This is a genomic window from Neorhizobium galegae (genome assembly GCF_017877055.1).
GTDB classification, from domain to species: domain Bacteria; phylum Pseudomonadota; class Alphaproteobacteria; order Rhizobiales; family Rhizobiaceae; genus Neorhizobium; species Neorhizobium galegae_D.
This window is the reverse complement of record NZ_JAGIPG010000003.1, coordinates 358,271-375,030: the sequence shown is the minus strand read 5'-3', so window position 1 is coordinate 375,030 and position 16,760 is coordinate 358,271. Positions and strand designations below refer to the sequence as shown.

General features: G+C 58.7%; 14 protein-coding genes. 5 read left to right on the top strand and 9 right to left on the bottom strand.

The genetic code is table 11. The annotated features are described in order from the left end of the window. Positions 1-21 precede the first annotated feature (21 nt). Positions 22-1,476, bottom strand: coding sequence for a glycoside hydrolase family 15 protein (locus tag J2857_RS20920; RefSeq protein WP_210012026.1), 1,455 nt, complete (start codon positions 1,474-1,476; stop codon positions 22-24). A gap of 962 nt (positions 1,477-2,438) precedes the next feature. After that, on the bottom strand, positions 2,439-3,407 hold the full coding sequence (locus J2857_RS20915) for a mannonate dehydratase (RefSeq protein ID WP_210012025.1): 969 nt from the start codon (positions 3,405-3,407) through the stop codon (positions 2,439-2,441). Between the two features lie 385 nt (positions 3,408-3,792). Here J2857_RS20915 and J2857_RS20910 point away from each other — a divergent pair, with 385 nt between their 5' ends. From J2857_RS20910 to J2857_RS20890, 5 genes are read left to right on the top strand one after another with little or no spacing between them, the layout of a single operon-like run. Continuing rightward, positions 3,793-5,337: an ABC transporter substrate-binding protein gene (locus J2857_RS20910; RefSeq protein ID WP_245363719.1), complete on the top strand. Its 1,545-nt coding sequence runs from the start codon at positions 3,793-3,795 to the stop codon at positions 5,335-5,337. A 26-nt stretch (positions 5,338-5,363) separates the two neighbouring features. Continuing rightward, positions 5,364-6,392: an ABC transporter permease gene (locus J2857_RS20905; RefSeq protein WP_210012023.1), complete on the top strand. Its 1,029-nt coding sequence runs from the start codon at positions 5,364-5,366 to the stop codon at positions 6,390-6,392. Then, on the top strand, positions 6,389-7,291 hold the full coding sequence (locus tag J2857_RS20900) for an ABC transporter permease (RefSeq protein ID WP_210012022.1): 903 nt from the start codon (positions 6,389-6,391) through the stop codon (positions 7,289-7,291). The genes J2857_RS20905 and J2857_RS20900 overlap by 4 nt, the downstream gene beginning before the upstream one ends. Then, entirely contained in the window at positions 7,278-8,123 is an 846-nt protein-coding gene (locus J2857_RS20895; protein ID WP_210012021.1) for an ABC transporter ATP-binding protein, read from the top strand. Before J2857_RS20900 ends, J2857_RS20895 begins: the two co-directional genes overlap by 14 nt. Next, entirely contained in the window at positions 8,120-8,857 is a 738-nt protein-coding gene (locus J2857_RS20890; protein ID WP_210012020.1) for an ABC transporter ATP-binding protein, read from the top strand. Before J2857_RS20895 ends, J2857_RS20890 begins: the two co-directional genes overlap by 4 nt. 189 nt (positions 8,858-9,046) lie before the next feature. Here J2857_RS20890 and J2857_RS20885 read toward each other — a convergent pair whose 3' ends face one another. From J2857_RS20885 to J2857_RS20855, 7 genes are all read right to left on the bottom strand, one after another. Further along, positions 9,047-9,313 (bottom strand): hypothetical protein, encoded by a 267-nt coding sequence (locus J2857_RS20885; RefSeq protein ID WP_210012019.1) that lies wholly within the window; start codon positions 9,311-9,313, stop codon positions 9,047-9,049. Between the two features lie 90 nt (positions 9,314-9,403). Then, on the bottom strand, positions 9,404-9,640 hold the full coding sequence (locus J2857_RS20880; RefSeq protein ID WP_037078964.1) for a hypothetical protein: 237 nt from the start codon (positions 9,638-9,640) through the stop codon (positions 9,404-9,406). 932 nt (positions 9,641-10,572) lie between these two features. Further along, a complete protein-coding gene (locus J2857_RS20875; RefSeq protein ID WP_210012018.1) occupies positions 10,573-11,484 on the bottom strand; it encodes a class I SAM-dependent methyltransferase in 912 nt (303 codons plus the stop codon). After that, positions 11,481-12,197, bottom strand: a complete 717-nt coding sequence (locus J2857_RS20870) for a ThiF family adenylyltransferase (protein WP_210012017.1) — start codon at positions 12,195-12,197, stop codon at positions 11,481-11,483. The genes J2857_RS20875 and J2857_RS20870 overlap by 4 nt, the downstream gene beginning before the upstream one ends. 64 nt (positions 12,198-12,261) lie before the next feature. Next, a complete protein-coding gene (locus J2857_RS20865; RefSeq protein ID WP_210012016.1) occupies positions 12,262-13,710 on the bottom strand; it encodes an aKG-HExxH-type peptide beta-hydroxylase in 1,449 nt (482 codons plus the stop codon). Positions 13,711-13,977: 267 nt separating this feature from the next. Continuing rightward, entirely contained in the window at positions 13,978-15,675 is a 1,698-nt protein-coding gene (locus J2857_RS20860; protein ID WP_210012015.1) for a S8 family serine peptidase, read from the bottom strand. A 33-nt stretch (positions 15,676-15,708) separates the two neighbouring features. Further along, on the bottom strand, positions 15,709-16,731 hold the full coding sequence (locus tag J2857_RS20855) for a phosphatase PAP2 family protein (protein ID WP_210012014.1): 1,023 nt from the start codon (positions 16,729-16,731) through the stop codon (positions 15,709-15,711). Positions 16,732-16,760 lie beyond the last annotated feature (29 nt).

The window sequence follows — 16,760 nt, the reverse complement described above, 5'->3', positions numbered from 1 at the left end:
CTCGAAGAAGCGTAGGCGCCCTCAAGTGGCCGTGGCTAATGCTGCACCCGCAAGGTTCTGAGGATTCTTGCCTTTGGCTTTGCTGCTTCCACTGCTCACCGTCTTCCGGGCGACGGCGGAGCCGGCTCTGACCGCAGACAAGAAGGAAGCATAGCTCCACGTCAGGTTACGCACGCTTTTCTCGTAACCCGTGCTTCCATCGAACTGCTCGCTCAGCTCGTAATGATCGCTGTGATAGACGACGGCACGCAGCATGGCTTCGGAGGAGGCGCGTAGTGCGGCAACTGCATTCGCTGGAGTACTGGAAACACTGATGGAGAGTCCGTCGAAGAAGGGCTTCGAAAGGTCGTCAAGCGGGATGGTGCCGCCCGCCTCGATGGCATTGGCGAGCCGGTATTGAAACTCCGCAAAGTTGGCCGTGCACAGAGCCCAGGGATGCCCGCCGATGACTGGCTGAGCGACATCCCCGTCATAATGATCTCCGGGGTAACGTCCGAATAGTGGACCAATACCTTTACCGGCATCAGCGCCGTTAATTGGATAGAAGGTGGAAACCGACGGGTCGGCCCATTGGCGTCTCAGGATAGCAGCCGTCGCCAGGACTTTCGTATCCGTTGGCTCAATTGCGCCATAGCAAACAGAGGATATGATATCGATATTCGCATCATAGCCAGGTTGCGTGGCGGCATCGAGGACGCTCACATAGAGTTGCCCGTTCCAGTGGGCCGCAAGCTGACTTTTCAACCAGGCAATCGCATCAGCGACTGCTGCAGGAACTGCAACGCCGATCAAATTCTTGGAAATTTCCTGGAAAAATCGCAGTTGCACGGCTCTCGCAAAGAAGGAGTACCCGACATACTCCTCCCACAGATTGGCAGTCTTGTTCTGATAGACCTGCAGGAGATATGACAGATTGGTTTCAATCAGCTGCTTGGCGAGGCTCTGCGTATTACCGTCAAGCTGGTCGAAGGCAATCAGAAGCGCGATCGACTGGATGGCCGGGCCGTCATTCTGTTCGGACCATGGGCGAATATCGCCGGCAACCGTGAAGCAGGCATGGCCGAGCGTCACCGTGGACGAGTTCTTGGCGCCGGTCTGACAGAGAGCGGCGAAGTTCACGTAGTCGACGAGAGCTGGCACGCCTCCCCCTTTAACAGGCGGCAGATCCGCTGACGCAATCTCTATAGCGGTAATTGCGCTATCCCGAACCCAGTTGAACACGTAGTCCTGATCCACGCCTGGTGTATTCGCGGGATAGGACGGTGCGGCAATGACGCAGCCCGGATTGGAAAAGACACCGGGGCTTACAGGATCTTCTATGACATAGCCGCTACTCGTTACGTTCCGCATCAGCAGCAGCAGGAAGTAACGTGACAGGGCCACCAAATCGGTCTGAGCGAAAGCAGGCGCTGGAGTTCTTGCAGGCGTACTGGCGCCCACCGCCGGACCTAATCCGGCCGGGTTCGTGCTTATCATAGCTGGCTCCAAAATCAGTTGTGATCAGATCAGCAAGAAATACTCTGTTGCCACTCGATGGAGATGCTTCCGCCAAATTGGGATCGGAGATACAACTCAGCCCGCCCCTCCCCGGGACTCAACATCCTGCGGAGCGAAAGAACCTTCACCGTGAAATATTCTTGACCATCTCAAATTTCACACTCGGAGATTGAGCGTGAATCCTGCTTCAGTCATGTGAACGCGATCTCCGGCGCCACGAAGTGGCCGAGCACAAATTGCCAGCGAGACAAGAAAACCCGATCGTCTTCTAAATCTTGAAGTTAATGTTTAAGGGGTGCGACCTCAGGAAAGCTTATTCTGGGTACAAAAGACCGTGTTACCGAACTCAATATTTTATCAGAGGCACCGCCAGCTGGATCCGTGTCGCGCCGACGACCAGTAATCATCAGAACCTATCATCTGCCGTCTTAGGAAGACCAGATATCTTCCTCGCGCAGAGCATAGAACCGCTACCTATGCGAGATTTCCTTGTGCGGAGATGTTTATCTTAAGTTGATTCGTCTCGCAACAAAAAAACTCCACCGCCAGATTATTTCTAGGCAGAGCGCTTGAACGCTCCGGCCCCGGTACTTGGGGGTCGTCCTCGATTTGCATGGTTGACTGGCCGTTAGCGGTGACACTGCGATGGGCGACCATGCGAACGAAAACGAAAAGGGCGCCCGACCCAGGAAACGCGAACCTGGTTCGCGTCGGTCATAATTTCGCGCGGGACTCTATCATCCCCATAGCATGCAGTCGCCGTCGGCAATCGGCGACGTGGCTATCGATTTCAAGCGCCCATGTCACTTGCCGACGACCCGCCGATTGGATGATCAGCGGGTCGTCGGGGCATCCCAAGGGAATGGTTCGGGATCAAAGCCCTCGAACTCGACAACTTCGATCAATGGCGCTGCCAATGCCATGAATGGCGACCCTAGCCACTATTTGATTGCTTCGAGCAAGGCCGCGATATAGCCGTAGCAAAAAGCAAAGGCTACGCCCGTGGGATCGCGGCCGCTTATCCTGGGAACGTGATCCGGCATGATCATATAGCGATAGCCGACTTCCATATAAATCTTGAGGGAGCGAACCATGTCCATATCGCCCTCGTCCGGAAAAGTCTCCATGAAGGAGAGCTTTCCGCCCGCGATATTACGGAAGTGGACGTTGAAGATTTTATCGCGCGTCCCGAACCAGCGGATGACATCGTCGATTTCTTGGCCGGGATTCTCCAACATTTCGCCGATCGAACCCTGGCAAAAATTGAGACCGTGATAGGGGTTTTCGCGCATGAGCACGAACTTCTTCAGGCCCTCGACGGTGCCGAGCACCCGGGTAACGCCCCTGTATCCGGGCGGGGTGTAAGGGTCGTGCGGATGGCAGGCAAGCCGCACCCTGTTGCTCTCCGCGACAGGCACGACGCGTTCGAGAAAATAGTCGATCCGCTCCCAGTTTTCATCCTCCGACAGCACGCCCGCCAGGCCCGGCGCGGCCTGCTGATCGGCCTTGTCCCAGCGAAAGGCCTCGTTGAGTGAGCCGCCCCGCCCGGGTTCCATCTGCGTACGCGGGATGCCGATCAGATTGAGATTGTATTTCACCGATGGGATTCCGGCCTTGGCCGTTTCCTCGATTAACCTGCACACCGCGTCGATCTGCCGGTCGCGATCGGGACCCTTGAGGAGGATATCCGGATAGGAGGCCTTCTCGATGGGCTGCGACGGAAGCGGCAGCTGGATCATGTCGAGGATGAGCCCGAAGCTTTCAATCTTGTCGCGATGACGTTCGAGATCTTCCAGTTTCCAGCTCGACGGCGCGCCGGGCGGGTCTGCGCAGATGTGCTTCAATCCCAGTTGAGCGAAAACGCGGTAGTCGTCATCATCTCTCGCGCCAACTTGTGTGCCCACGTACATTTCCAACATCCTCCCTAAGCGTATTATATATCATACGACATAATATGATTTTTTACCGGCTGTCGAGCATCTTCATGCGGCAGGCGTAGAGGTCAGGTAGGCGAAATCATACCAGGAACAGCCAGCTGCCATCGACGTTTCTTTTAATGTTCCCGCGGTAAATTACCTGATAATGCGCATTACCAAGAAGATAGATCGCTGGCCTGTCGCCACTCTAAAACGAAGGCTTGCGGAGGGCTCCCGCAGCGAGCTTGCCATCCCTGGAAAAGTTGGCTAAGTCATCATACAACATCTGAACAATAGGCTATGTCTTTGGTTCACTCTGGGAGGAGTTACAATGAACTACCTTTGCACCCGATTGCTCGTCGGTGCGGCCTTTGCCGTCATGTCTTTCGGCACGCCAGCAGCTTTTGCCGAGACGCCGGCCAATCAACTCGTCATTGCCACTTCGCTTGCGCAGGTTCTTTCGCTGGATCCTCATCAGGCGACGGAAGCCAAGGCCAACGAGATCATGGCAAACCTCTACGATCGCCTGGTTTCGACCGACGGTTCCGGAAAGATTTCCCCGCAGCTTGCCGAAAGGTGGGAGATCGATGACAAGGGGATCACGTTCCATCTGCGCAAGGCGGAATTCGCCTCGGGCAATCCGGTTACCTCAGCGGACGTGGTATACTCTATCACCCGCCTCCTGAAACTCGATCAGGCCGCCGCCGCCAATCTCAAGCGTGTCGGCTACAATGGCGGCAACGTTGAAAAGCTGGTCACGGCGCCGGACGAGAAGACCGTGCGCATAGACCTTTCCGGCGAGGTCACCTCCGAGCTCCTGCTTTATCGCCTGGCGATGGTCATCGCCAGCGTTGTCGACAGCAAGGAACTGAAGAGCCATGTCGTCAACGACGATTGGGGCAATGCGTGGCTGCGAACCAATTCAGCAGGCTCAGGCCCCTTCACCCTGAACAAGTGGACGCCGAACGAGATCGTCATTCTCGATGCCAGCAAGAATTACGTCGCCGGACCGCCGAAGATGCGCCGCGTCGTCGTTCGCCATGTGCCTGAAAGCCAGGTCGAGCGGCTGATGCTCGAGCGTGGCGATATCGACGTCGCGAGCGCACTGACCGCGACCGATCTTGCAACGTTCACCGGCAAGCAGGGTTATGAAATCCAGCGCGTCCCCACAGGCGGGTTCTATGTCTTGTCGATGAACGCCGGCAAGGAGCCGCTTTCCAATCCGAAAGTCCGCGAAGCGATCGCCTACGGCATTGACTACAAGGGCATGGAAAAGGCCATCATGGGGCCATACGGCCGCGCTCGCACGGTTCCCGTTCCGGAAAACTTCGAATTTGCCATTCCGAGCCCGGATTGGAAACTGGACGTGGCAAAGGCAAAGGCGTTGCTGGCAGAAGCCGGGTACAAAGACGGCTTCACGCTGAACCTCAAGACGATCGCCCAGACGCCGCGCATCGATCTTGCAACCGCCATCCAGGCGTCGCTCAGCCAGATCGGCGTGAAGATCAATATCATGCAGGGCAACGGTGCGGACATCATCGCCGCGCACCGGGCGCGAGATTTCGATCTCCTGATCCCGCAAACCGGGGCCTATATGCCGAATGTCCTGGGCGCGATGGAGCAATTCTCGAGCAATCCGGACAATTCGCTGAAGGCCAACAATGCCGGCAACTTCGTATGGCGTTCCAGCTGGGACATTCCTGAGCTGACCGCCATCACGGCCAAGGCTGCGTTGGAGCCGGACGCGAAGAAGCGCGGAGCGCTTTACGTTCAGATGCAGGAAATGTTCGTTGCACAGAAGCCTGCTGTTCTGCCGCTTTTCGAACGCTACGAGCCTATCGTCTTGACCAGCCGCGTGCAGGGTTATGTCGGGCATCCGAGCCAGACGACACGTCTGGAAGGCGTCACCAAGACCGAAAAGTAACTTAACGTCAGGTCAGGCAGCCGATCATGAAGGAACTTTCGTTAGGCGAATTGGGACGACGACTTCTGCATCTCATCGTCAGCCTGTTCATCCTGTTGTGCGTCACCTTCGTGATCGGCCGCGTCATGCCGACCGATCCGGTCGGGGCCATTGTCGGCGAACTCGCCGATCCGAAAGCCTACGAGGCCATGCGCGTCCGGCTTGGCCTCGACTTGCCGCTCTACCAGCAATTCTTCGTCTACGTCTGGGGATTGCTGCACGGCGACATGGGCACGGCCATCCTGACCGGCAACGCAGTCACCAAGGACCTGTCCCAGGCATTCCCGGCAACGCTGGAACTTGCAACGCTCGCGGTGTTGATTTCTACCCTGATCGGCGTTCCTCTCGGGCTGGCTGCCGGTCTTTTCAGGGATAGCGCGATCGACAAGTTCGCCCGCGTCTTCGCGCTGGTCGGGCATTCGATCCCGGTCTTCTGGTTCGGTATCGTCGGGTTGGTCATCTTCTATGCCGGCCTCAATCTGGTCGGCGGGCCTGGTCGCGTCGATGTCTTCTACGAAGGCCTGATCGAGCCTACCACGGGGCTGATGCTGGTCGACAGCCTGCTCGAAGGCGAGACGGAGATATTCTGGAACGCCCTCTCGCATATCATCCTGCCGGCCTGCATCCTCGCTTATATGGCCATGGCCTATATCACGCGCATGACCCGCGCGTTCACGCTGGAACAGCTGAATCAGGACTATGTTATCGCGGCACGCGCCAAGGGCGTCGGTCCGGTCCGCACGGTCATCAGTCACGTCTTGCCCAATATCGCCGTCCAACTGATCACGGTCCTCGCGATCTCCTACGGCAACCTGCTCGAAGGCGCCGTGGTGACGGAGATCGTATTTTCCTGGCCTGGCATCGGTCAGTACATGACCAATGCGCTCGTGATCGGCGACATGAACGCAATCCTCGCGGCGACCATCATTGTTGGTTTCATCTTCATGTTCCTGAATTTCGTCGCGGACATTGCCTACGCGCTTCTTGATCCGCGTACCCGGGAGGCCGCACGATGAGCAATATCGTTCACGACGACGCCATCATCCGGCCGCCGGCAATCGGTGCCAGGATATGGAACTCGACCACCCGTATTCTGCACAAGCTCGCCGACGAGCCGCTTGGCATGATTGGTTTCATCATCCTCGCCATCCTGGTTCTGGTCGCGATCTTTGCGCCGCTGATCGCACCCTACGATCCTGCAGCCCAGACATTGAGCGACGCGCTTCAGCCTCCGAGCCTCGCGCATCTCGCCGGCACGGACGAATTCGGGCGCGATATCTTCAGCCGCCTCGTCCACGGCACGCGCATCACGATCCAGACCGTCCTGTCCGTCTCGGTGATTGTCGGCCCGATCGGCCTCGTGATCGGCGTCGTCGCGGGTTTTTTCGGCGGACGCACCGACGCCATCCTGATGCGGGCAACCGATATCGTCCTGTCGTTTCCATCGTTGATCCTGGCGCTTGCTTTCGCCGCTGCTCTCGGGGCCGGTCTGGGAACCGCAATCGTCGCCATTTCGCTGACGGCTTGGCCGCCGATCGCCCGACTTGCACGCGCGGAAGCGCTTGTCGTACGCAACGCGGATTACGTGGCCGCCGCCCGGCTTTACGGCGCTTCGCCGTTACGCATCCTGTTTCTCTATATCGCTCCGATGTGTATTCCCTCTGTAATCGTGCGGCTGACGCTCAACATGGCAGGCATCATCCTGACGGCAGCTTCCCTCGGCTTCCTCGGCCTCGGCGCGCAGCCGCCGCTGCCGGAATGGGGCGCGATGATTTCCAGCGGGCGAAAATTCATGCTCGATTATTGGTGGGTCGCGGTGATGCCAGGCCTCGCAATTCTGTTGACCAGCCTTGCCTTCAACATCGCCGGAGACACGCTTCGCGATCTATTGGACCCGCGCCATGCCAGATCTTGATGAAATGCCCGTCCTCTCCGTTCGCGACCTGAACGTCCGCTTCGGCCGAAACTCCATTCCGGCGGTCTCCAATGTCAGCTTTGACGTGGGACGGGAGCGCATCGGCATCGTTGGGGAATCCGGCTCGGGCAAATCGACCACCGGCCGCGCCATCATGCGGCTCCTGCCGCAGCGCGCCGGCGTGACCGCCGAGCGGATGGATTTCCTCGGCAGCCCGTTGCTGGAAAAGACCGAACGGCAGATGGGAGGCCTTCGCGGCAAAGACATCGCCCTGATCATGCAGGATCCCCGATATTCGCTGAACCCTGTCCTGACCATCGGAAAGCAGGTTGCCGAAGCCGCAAAACTGCATCTCGGCGTCGGCGGCAAGGATGCCGTCGCGCGCGCCCGCGACATGCTGGCGAGAGTCCGCATCAACGATCCCGATCGCGTTCTGTCTCTTTACCCGCACCAGATATCCGGCGGCATGGGCCAGCGCGTGATGATTGCGATGATGCTTCTGGCTCGCCCGAAGCTCGTGATCGCCGATGAACCGACTTCCGCGCTCGACGTCAGCGTACGCAAGGACGTTCTGATGCTGCTTGATGAACTGGTGCGGGAGAACAATTCCGGCCTGATCCTCATCAGCCACGACATCCGCATGGTCGCAGCTTTTTGCGAGCGCATTCTGGTCATGTATAACGGTCGCGTCGTCGAAACGCTGAGCAGGCTCGAAGATGCGGCGCATCCCTATACCCGAGGCCTGATAGCCGCGATGCCGGATCCCAAACATCCTGTCAGGCGTCTGAAAGTACTCGACCGCAAATCCATCGAAGTGGAGACCAATCCATGATCAAGGTCGAAAACCTCGATGTCGTCTATGGCTCCAAGGATAAAAGCAATCATGTGGTACGCGGCGTCAGCTTCGCCGTGAGCCGTGGCGAAACGCTTGGTATCGTCGGTGAATCCGGTTGCGGCAAATCGACGGTGCTGCGCTCGCTTGCCGGCCTCGAGGGCGCATGGACAGGATCGATATCGTTTGACGGCAAGCCGGTCGGTAAGGTGCGGACGCGCGACGAGTTGAAGCTTGCCCAGATGGTGTTCCAGGACCCTTATGGTTCGCTGCATCCGCGCCACCGCATCGGGACTGCACTCGCCGAACCGATCAGGTCGATGGGCGCTGGTGACGGTTGGACAAGGGTCGCGGAGGCACTGCAACAGGTCGGCTTGCCGGCGCATTTCGCCAGCCGTTTCCCGCATGAGCTTTCCGGCGGCCAGCGTCAGCGCGTAGCGATCGCACGCGCGCTGATCCTGTCGCCGCCGATCCTGCTTCTCGACGAGCCGACCTCGGCGCTCGATGTCTCGATCCAGGCGGAGGTCCTCAATCTGCTGGCAGACCAGCGGGAGGAGCGCAATCTGACGTTCATCCTTGTCAGTCACGATCTGTCCGTCATCTCCCACATGTGTGATCGGGTCCTCGTCATGCAGAATGGCGTATTCGTCGATGAACTCAGCAGGCAGGATCTGCAGACGGGCGTGACGCACGCGAGCTATTCCCGCGAGCTGTTTGAGGCCAGCTTCTTGTAGCCCATCCACTTCGAACCGGCGGCCTCCCGGACAGGAAGATCGCTCGGCTCGCGACTGACACCGGCGCGACAGGTTTAGGGTGTAGGTGGCGAGGCGGTGCGGGAAAAACCATACGAGCCACCAGCGACAGGAAAAGCGCCGGGAAATCCCGGCGCTCTATAATCGAACCTTATATTCGAACCTTCGGTATTAGCGGGCGCGCATTAGGCCGTCGTAATAGTCACCGCTATCGATCGTCTGAGACGCCGGAATATCGACACGCCGATCGCGCTTCGGCTGCGGATAGCCATAACGGGTGACCGAGGGGATGCCGAGTGAATCCGCCGTGACCGCCAGATGGCCGGAGTCGGGAGAGGCGCCCTCATAATATTCGCCTTCCTGCGCAAAGGCACTGCCGCCTGCAAAGGTGGACGCCATCAGGATGGCGAGGATGGTGGAGATGACAGAGTTTTTCATAGTCGTTGTTCCTTATTTTGCCTAATCGGCTTCTGGTGCGACCCAACCGATCGATGTCTTGAATGAACTGTGGATGCTTGCTTCTGGGCTCTACTGCCGTTCGTCGCCGGTAAGACGGTTGTCGCGACGGGTCGGGGAACGGACCTGCGCCACGTCACGCGTGGTATCGGCCTTTGCCTCGGTTTTGGCGGCATCCGCCGGGACGGCGAACGAAACCTCGTTTCCCGAAGTCAACCGCTGGCCGTCATAGGCCAGAACGTGTCCGGCAAAGGAGGCCATGCACGCCGCGGCGACGAGGAACGCAATCTTCTCTATAGGCACAGTCATTTTTCACTCCATTGTTTGGCGAAACCCGCTTATGCGGACGTCGTGTTTGATTTTAAGTCTGCGAGACAGCAGTCGCTGTCATCGATTTTCCAAATGACTGGAGGATCTCCTCTCGGCCCCTTGAACGGTGCTGCCGAAGCTCCCGTGAGCTCTTCGTCCTTCGGAAACGAAAGTAGGCATAGGATCTGCTCCGCCGACTTGAAGCGTTTGTGAGCGGATATTCCCTGCCGATCGGTTGAGTGCTCCCGGGGACGGCCAATGCCAGCCAGCCGGACCGTGTGCTCTACCGTCTTTCGTGATGAGACTATCTCTCGAACCCGTCATCGCCCCGCCAGCGCGGCGTTAAACTTCCGTAAAAAATTACGGCGGCGAGAAAAACAATGGAGAGAGTGAGGCAAATAGAGCCTCCCGCCTCAGCGGATGCATAAAGCTATTCCGATAGAATATCACAACGGTCGTATTTTTTAAAAGAACAATTTTGTGCGTCGATGACAATAATGCTTGGAATAACCTGATATATACTCGAAATCATCGCGCGTACCCGCATTCATACCTAAATCCTTTCCGATCTTATCTCGGGTGGAATGTAGGCGGCTCGATATGGTGATTGCGTCCGGTGGCTCAGGACACTTGAGCTATGGGAGATGATCGCCGCAGATCCAACCGAAATGGAATGCGCGCCGGGGGCCACTTGAAGGCTCACCCGGCGCGTTTAACGTTGCAACCGTCGCTGCAATAACCAGGCCAGCGAAGCCTGGACGGAGAAATCTCGACGTTTGCCCATTGGGGGAAAATCTGACGTGGCCGAAATCGAGAATTTTATCGCGACATTCGGGTCGTAGAAGCTTGGCTTCCGCGACGAACGTTTGCCTGAACGCGGCCTGCTGTTTTGAGAAACCGGAAGACGGCCTGAGTTGATGCCGATCCCGGTCTTATGAATATGCGCCTTGGAGGCTAACTGCCCTTGCAGTCTCCATCCAGAAGCTGCGCCGGGCGACAGTCGGGTGGCGAGCGGAAACATGGCGATTGGACGTGACAGCTTCGAAGGCCACCGGGACCTTTGCGCGTTCGCGTTGCGTCAAGCCTTCGGCAATCATCTGTTCGCCGGTGCGCGCGACCAGCAGATAGGGGTGTCGGTGATGCGCCAGCTTGCTGATCAGCCGGCGGCGTTTCGCCATCGCCTGCGCCAATTCCTGCATCTTCGGAACCGTGTGCAGGATATCCCGCGCCAGCCGAGCCGCGGCACTGTCTTCGAAATGGAACCGAGGCAGCCGCTTGATCTTCCCGACGCTCAATCCCGCGTCTTGGTGAACCGACACGATGTCGTTCAGTCCGTCAGGCACCCACCCCAGGCCGAACATTTCCTTCTCCTCCTGGCGAAGAGAAGGAGGTGCGTCGGCGTCGTAGACATAGTGGCAATCCATCAGGAGTCCGCCAGGCCTCAGGCATCTCGCCACCATTCGGTAGAGATCCAGCGGCCGGTCGAAAAAGGCAGCGCTTCCTCCGCATATGATGACATCGGCCTCCGATACGATATCCGGGAGTGCGGCAGTATCAACGCAGGAAAATATCGCCGCCGAGTCTTCCAACCGTGCCACCTCGCGCGCGACCTCGATGATCGCCTGATTTTCGTCCACGCCGATCACTTCGGCTTGAGGAAAAGCCCGCGCAACCCTGCGGCTGATCCAGCCGGTATTGCAGCCGAAGTCGACGATCTTGCGCGAGCCGCTGGGAAGTGCGGCAATAATCGCCTCCATCATTTCCTCCCCACCAGGCGGCACGTTCTTCTGCTTCAGAGCCGCGACGATCGAGAAATAGTAGTCCTGGGAAGAGAGGGTCTTCATGGTTGACACACCTTGCAATCGTGGCTCTTGGAAACGGGATGGAGCGAGGCGTGGCCCATGGCGGGATGGAAGAGCCAGCGATGGCCGCGCAATGAACTGCGGTGGGTAAGGCGTTCGATGGCGATCTGCGAAACCGCAAAACAAGCGATCAGGGCGTTATCGGCCGGCGACGGCGCGGCTGCGCCCCCCGTGTCGACCAATGCCGGCAATGTCGAACAACAGAAAGGGCAGGCATCATCCGGCTGCGCCACCAATGGCCCCGCGACACAAAAAGGGCCGAGCTGGCCGACATGCAGGTAAGGTGGAGGCACGGGCGCCGTCGCGTGATATTCCGCCAGGAATTGGCGAGCCAGCGAAACATCGTCCTCTGCAAGTATCAGGAATGGTTTACACGTACGGGCCAAGGTGAGCCGGGCAGCTTCCGCCCCATCGGCGAACTGGGTCATGATTGCGACCGCGGCAGAAAAGCGGGAGGCGAGATAAGTTGCCAACCGGTCGCTCTTCAATTGACCGATATCCTCCGCCGTCGCCGAGGTCATCCGTTTTTGGCTGCTTTCTTCGATGCGGCCTCCATCCACCAGGAAGAAATTGCGAGCCCCAAGCGCTGCAAGCTGGGAGGCGATCTGGGAGCCGAGGCTTCCGCATCCGAGAATTACGAAATCCGTGTCGTGAATGACATCAAAGAGATCGGCATGATATTCGAAGGCTCTCATGATCGTTTACCTTGCTTGAACCGGTCGGGAACTGCTGAGAATTCACAGGAACCGCGCTCACCCGTCACGCATGCTCCATCACCGTCGAACTTGACGTTCCCGCCAGCGCGACATCCTGGATGGAAAACTCATCGGGAGGCTGCCTGCCGGCTTTGCGGACCATATGGAGCCGGCCATCGTACCAGAGGCTCAGACCTTCGCCGCTGCCCTGCAGCATCGGGCGGCCCATTCTCGGATCGATGGGCTGCTCCCCCCGCAGAAGCACCTGCCCGAGATCCCAGGCCTGACGATCCACGACACACAGGCGCTGGGCATAATAGGCCTTGCGCCGAGCCGGCGGCTCGCATTCCAGAAGCCGGTCAATGAGCGCCAGGATTGCGGCGCCCCAGGATGGAATGACGGCGATGTCCCGGAGGTCGAGAAGAACATCGCCGCCCAGACGCTCGATCCCCTCGCGGGCGATATCGATGAGCGGAATTAGGCGGGCAGCATACGCAATGACAAAGGCTGCTTCCCGCGCGCGGTGCTCATGCGGTGCTCTGAAAGGCAAGCATGCGATGCGGACGGCGCACTCCCAGGGAATGGCGTAGGCCGTATGCAGGATGCTTTCGAGCGTCTGTAAACTGTGTGTGTATGGCGATAGGTATCGCGGCTCGGCGGGCAGCGATAACGGCGCTGCCGCCATATACAGCCGCAGCAGGACGTGCCCCACTTCGCGCAGAAGCTCAGCGGCAGTCGCCGGATAGTCTTCGGCGTCCAGTTTTTCCTGGGACAGGACCACGACGGCACTCCCCGGCAGGTCGCCGGAACTGGAGAACGAGCTTATCGCGCCGGGCCGGGTTCCGACATAAAGTGTGTGAAGGCCTGCAGTAAGCCGTTGATGGCCACCGGGATCGACGGTCGAAATGAATTCGATTGCCTTGGTGAGATGATCGTCGATCCGGTCCAGGTCGTGGTCGCTCATCCGGGTCTGTTCGAAGCCGGGATCGGACGGCTGGCAATGAGCGATGCGCTTGCGCATGGTGCGGCTCGCTTCCAGACTGTCGATCAGGACGAGACCGATACCACAGGCAAGCCGGCGGGCAGGACGGCGTTCGAGCGCAAGGTCCTCAGCCACAAGATCAGGCTGCAGGCTGTAGTCCACAACTTCAGAACTGGCGCCGGCGACGTAACTTTCCAGCCCCCGCTGAAGCTCATCCATCCAAGCCGCCAGCGCGGGAGACCGATAAGGGTCGCTTCGCACGGGCAAGAAGGCTGCGGTGGGCAGGAACGCGTCGGCATCATGATATCCGCCATCAGCAAGGCCCGGGAAATAACGGGCCAACGCCTCGACCCTTTCTCCGCAACCCGGCAGTTCGGAAGCGGCGGCAAGAATTCGGGCATAACGGGGTCGCTGTTTCAGCATATTGCCCGTTGCAGCCACATTCACGAAACCGGACTTTGAAAAGAGCGGATTGCGCTGGAGCAAAGCTCTCGCCTGATCCGCCAACGGATCTACCTGATAAGCAGACATCTCAGCTCTCCTCACCCGGACGCTTCGAACCTCGTCATGAGGCGCGCCACTTCAGGGAAGATTAGTTGGCGCCAGAACCGGCCGTACCGACGGCCCTCCAGCTTGAAACCACGATCTCGTCTAGTCTTCCGTTGAGAGGAGCTTCTTTTGAACCCGTCATCGGCACGCCAGCACCGCGTTAAACTTCCGTGAAAAGGAAGCTTCGCCGACAAAAAAAGCCCCCTTTTTGAGGGGGCTTCAATCCTGGTGATCTCGCCGAGAATCGGCTCACGGAGACAATACGGCGGCGATAGCTGCCGGGACATCGGGCAGGCCGAACCCGAAGAAATAGCTCATATCGAGGGCATCTTCGCCATCCGCATTCATGCAGTCGGCGGTCAGTGCGCGTATTCCCGGCGCTACCATCGCATCCAGCCGGGCCGTGGACTGGAGGATTGACTTGACCGAAGGGCCGGAGAGCCGTGCATCGCCACCGTTCTGGCTCTTATATGCGCGTTGGATCAAGGCGCAGATACCCCCCACCTGCGCTGAGGCTCCGGACGTGCCCCCGAACGTGGTGTAGTAACCTCCGCCAATGCCGGGATTGGCTCCTGACGGCACCATGGACGACCATGGATCAGCACCCCGGTCGTAACCGAATGCGCCGGGCAGGTCGGTCGTCAGCAGCGAGAAGTGAGAATACCTATATTCCCGCAGCCCGAATGCCTCATGGTCGTGTTGCGCGGCGAAAGGGGACAGGCGGTCGACGCGCAATTGATGACGATTGAAGACTTCGCCGTCATCGGATGGCGAGACGACTGTAAGCCCCTCCCCGTAATTGCTGTATCCTGAGCGGTATCCCTCGACCGTGACCGCGCCGACGGCGATTATCCCGTTGTCATCGGCAGCCAGATTGGCCGGATAGATCAACTGACTTTCACCGCTGTTGCCTGCGGCGCAAACGATTGGAATATGGTGGCTGATGGCGACGATGAGCTGCTTCAGGATATGCCACGCCCTATCGGGGTTTGATCCCTTTTGCGGGGCTTTCGGCTCCAGCTCGGGGCCCCCCTGCTCGGCCAGTGAAATACGGACGAACAAATCGGCAGCGATTTGATTTTTCCACCGTTCGAGATCGGCCTTCAATTCGTTCTTCGGAATAACCCGGCTGCGCTTCGGGTCCGGCAAGCCGCGTGGCAGGACGATGACATCGACGCGCTGGTGGTAGGCGTAGAGGAATGCGGCGATGAACTGCAGGACATCGTCCTCGAAAGACGTCCTGATCGAGATCAGCCGGGAGAAGGGATCGACACCGAAATAGGGAAGAACGTTGCGATTGGCGCTCGGGCATGGCGTGCCGCCATCACCGTAGAATACGCCCTCGGGGAGAGCCGAGGGACCTCCGTCCTGCGTCGCCACGGCCGGTTCGCCGGCGATCAGGCCGGCACAGCAGGTGCCATGGGAAGCAAAAAGCGACTCCGGATGGAACAGCCGTCGGACAACGCCCTGCGAAGCCGCGTATTCCGCGACAATGTCGTCGAGATATTCCCGATCATCGTTGGATAGGCCGAGATTTCCCAAAGGGGTGATATCAAGCCCGGCGAAGAACGCCTGCTTTTCTTCACGATCGAAGGATGTGGTCGCATCGAGGATTTCGGCCACGCGCGAACCGTAGCGATGGGTCGTAAGGTCGATCGACGCCTCACGATCAAGCCGGGTCGCCAGATTCGGATGATCGGGCGCTATCCCAACATCGATCAGCGCCACGCGGGCGGGATGGGTTGAACCGGTAGCCGCAATCGTATCCCAGACACTTCCCCCGATCTCCGGGTCAGGGACCGGCGACGCGGCAGTCTCGTTCTCGGACGGCGGTACGATCGGCGGCGAACCGTAATCGGCATCGATGACACCCAAGGCCGTCAGATGCCAGAGATAGTAGTAGTTCATCGGTGCAGCTTGCAGCACTTCCATGTCGGCGGACGTCATGATCTTCGTTCTCCCCAAAGAATAGAATCGACCTCAAACCCATTCGTCGTGGACCGCCTGGAAAAGCGGCCCGAAGGCATCATGGAGGTATGGGGCGAAACGCCGGGCCAGATCCCTACCGGCTTGCGTATCGCTCGGATAATGCAATCCTGCCCACTCACGATTTTCAGCAACGTTCTGCGCAATACGGGCGAGTTCGTCCGTTGCCGGATGTTCGGGCAGGATCGTCGAGAAGGCGAATACGATCGAAAAGCACTGGAAGGCATGGTTGCTGGGGTAGGATTCGTGCACCGGCACGGGCAGAAGCGGCCGCAACAGGGATTCGAACTGGTTCGGCCGGAGCCTGTTGAACTGGCTCTTGTAGAGAAGTCCGACATATTCGCAGGCAGTCAAGATCGCCTGAAACAATCCCTCGGTCTGTTCGAACCCGCCGATGTCCTCGATATACAAAGCGCGGGTGAATTCCGACACGGAAATAGTCGCCTCAGCCTCGATGTCGGGCAATCGCCTCGCCCGCTCACGATCGCGCCGCTGCATGGAAAGCAGGACCGCAGCTTCCAGCCGGGTGTAGTCCGGACCGGGTGGTGGCGGGATGTCGAGCATTTCCCAGGTAAAGCGCCGCGCGGCCGTGAACGCGTTGCGCGACGGCTGCTGATGCAATCGGCGCAATTCAAACGCCGGAATGAGCTGCGATACGCCGAGACTCGCGCCGTCCATCGTCGACTTGTTTTTATTCTTGTTCTTATTTTTGTTTTTATTCTTGTTCTTGTTCAGCGTGGCCTTGTTGAGCACCGACTTGTTCGCAACGCTCTTATTGAGGACCGAGGCAGCTGCCATTGTCGCCATCATCAACCGAGGCTCGTCTATGGATAGCTCTTCCTCACGCGAGAGAGACGGCGCAGGGGGAACGGAGGGAGACGGCTCTACCGCCTCCGGAATGGCCTCGACGGGCCTCGGCTCGCAAGGAAGAACCGTATCAGGTTCAACTCTGAATTTATAAGAATTCATGAATTGCACAATCTTTGATTGCGTATCCAGATTTGTTTCCCCTACCATGCCCCGGCCTCCCCAAATGAGATCATCGT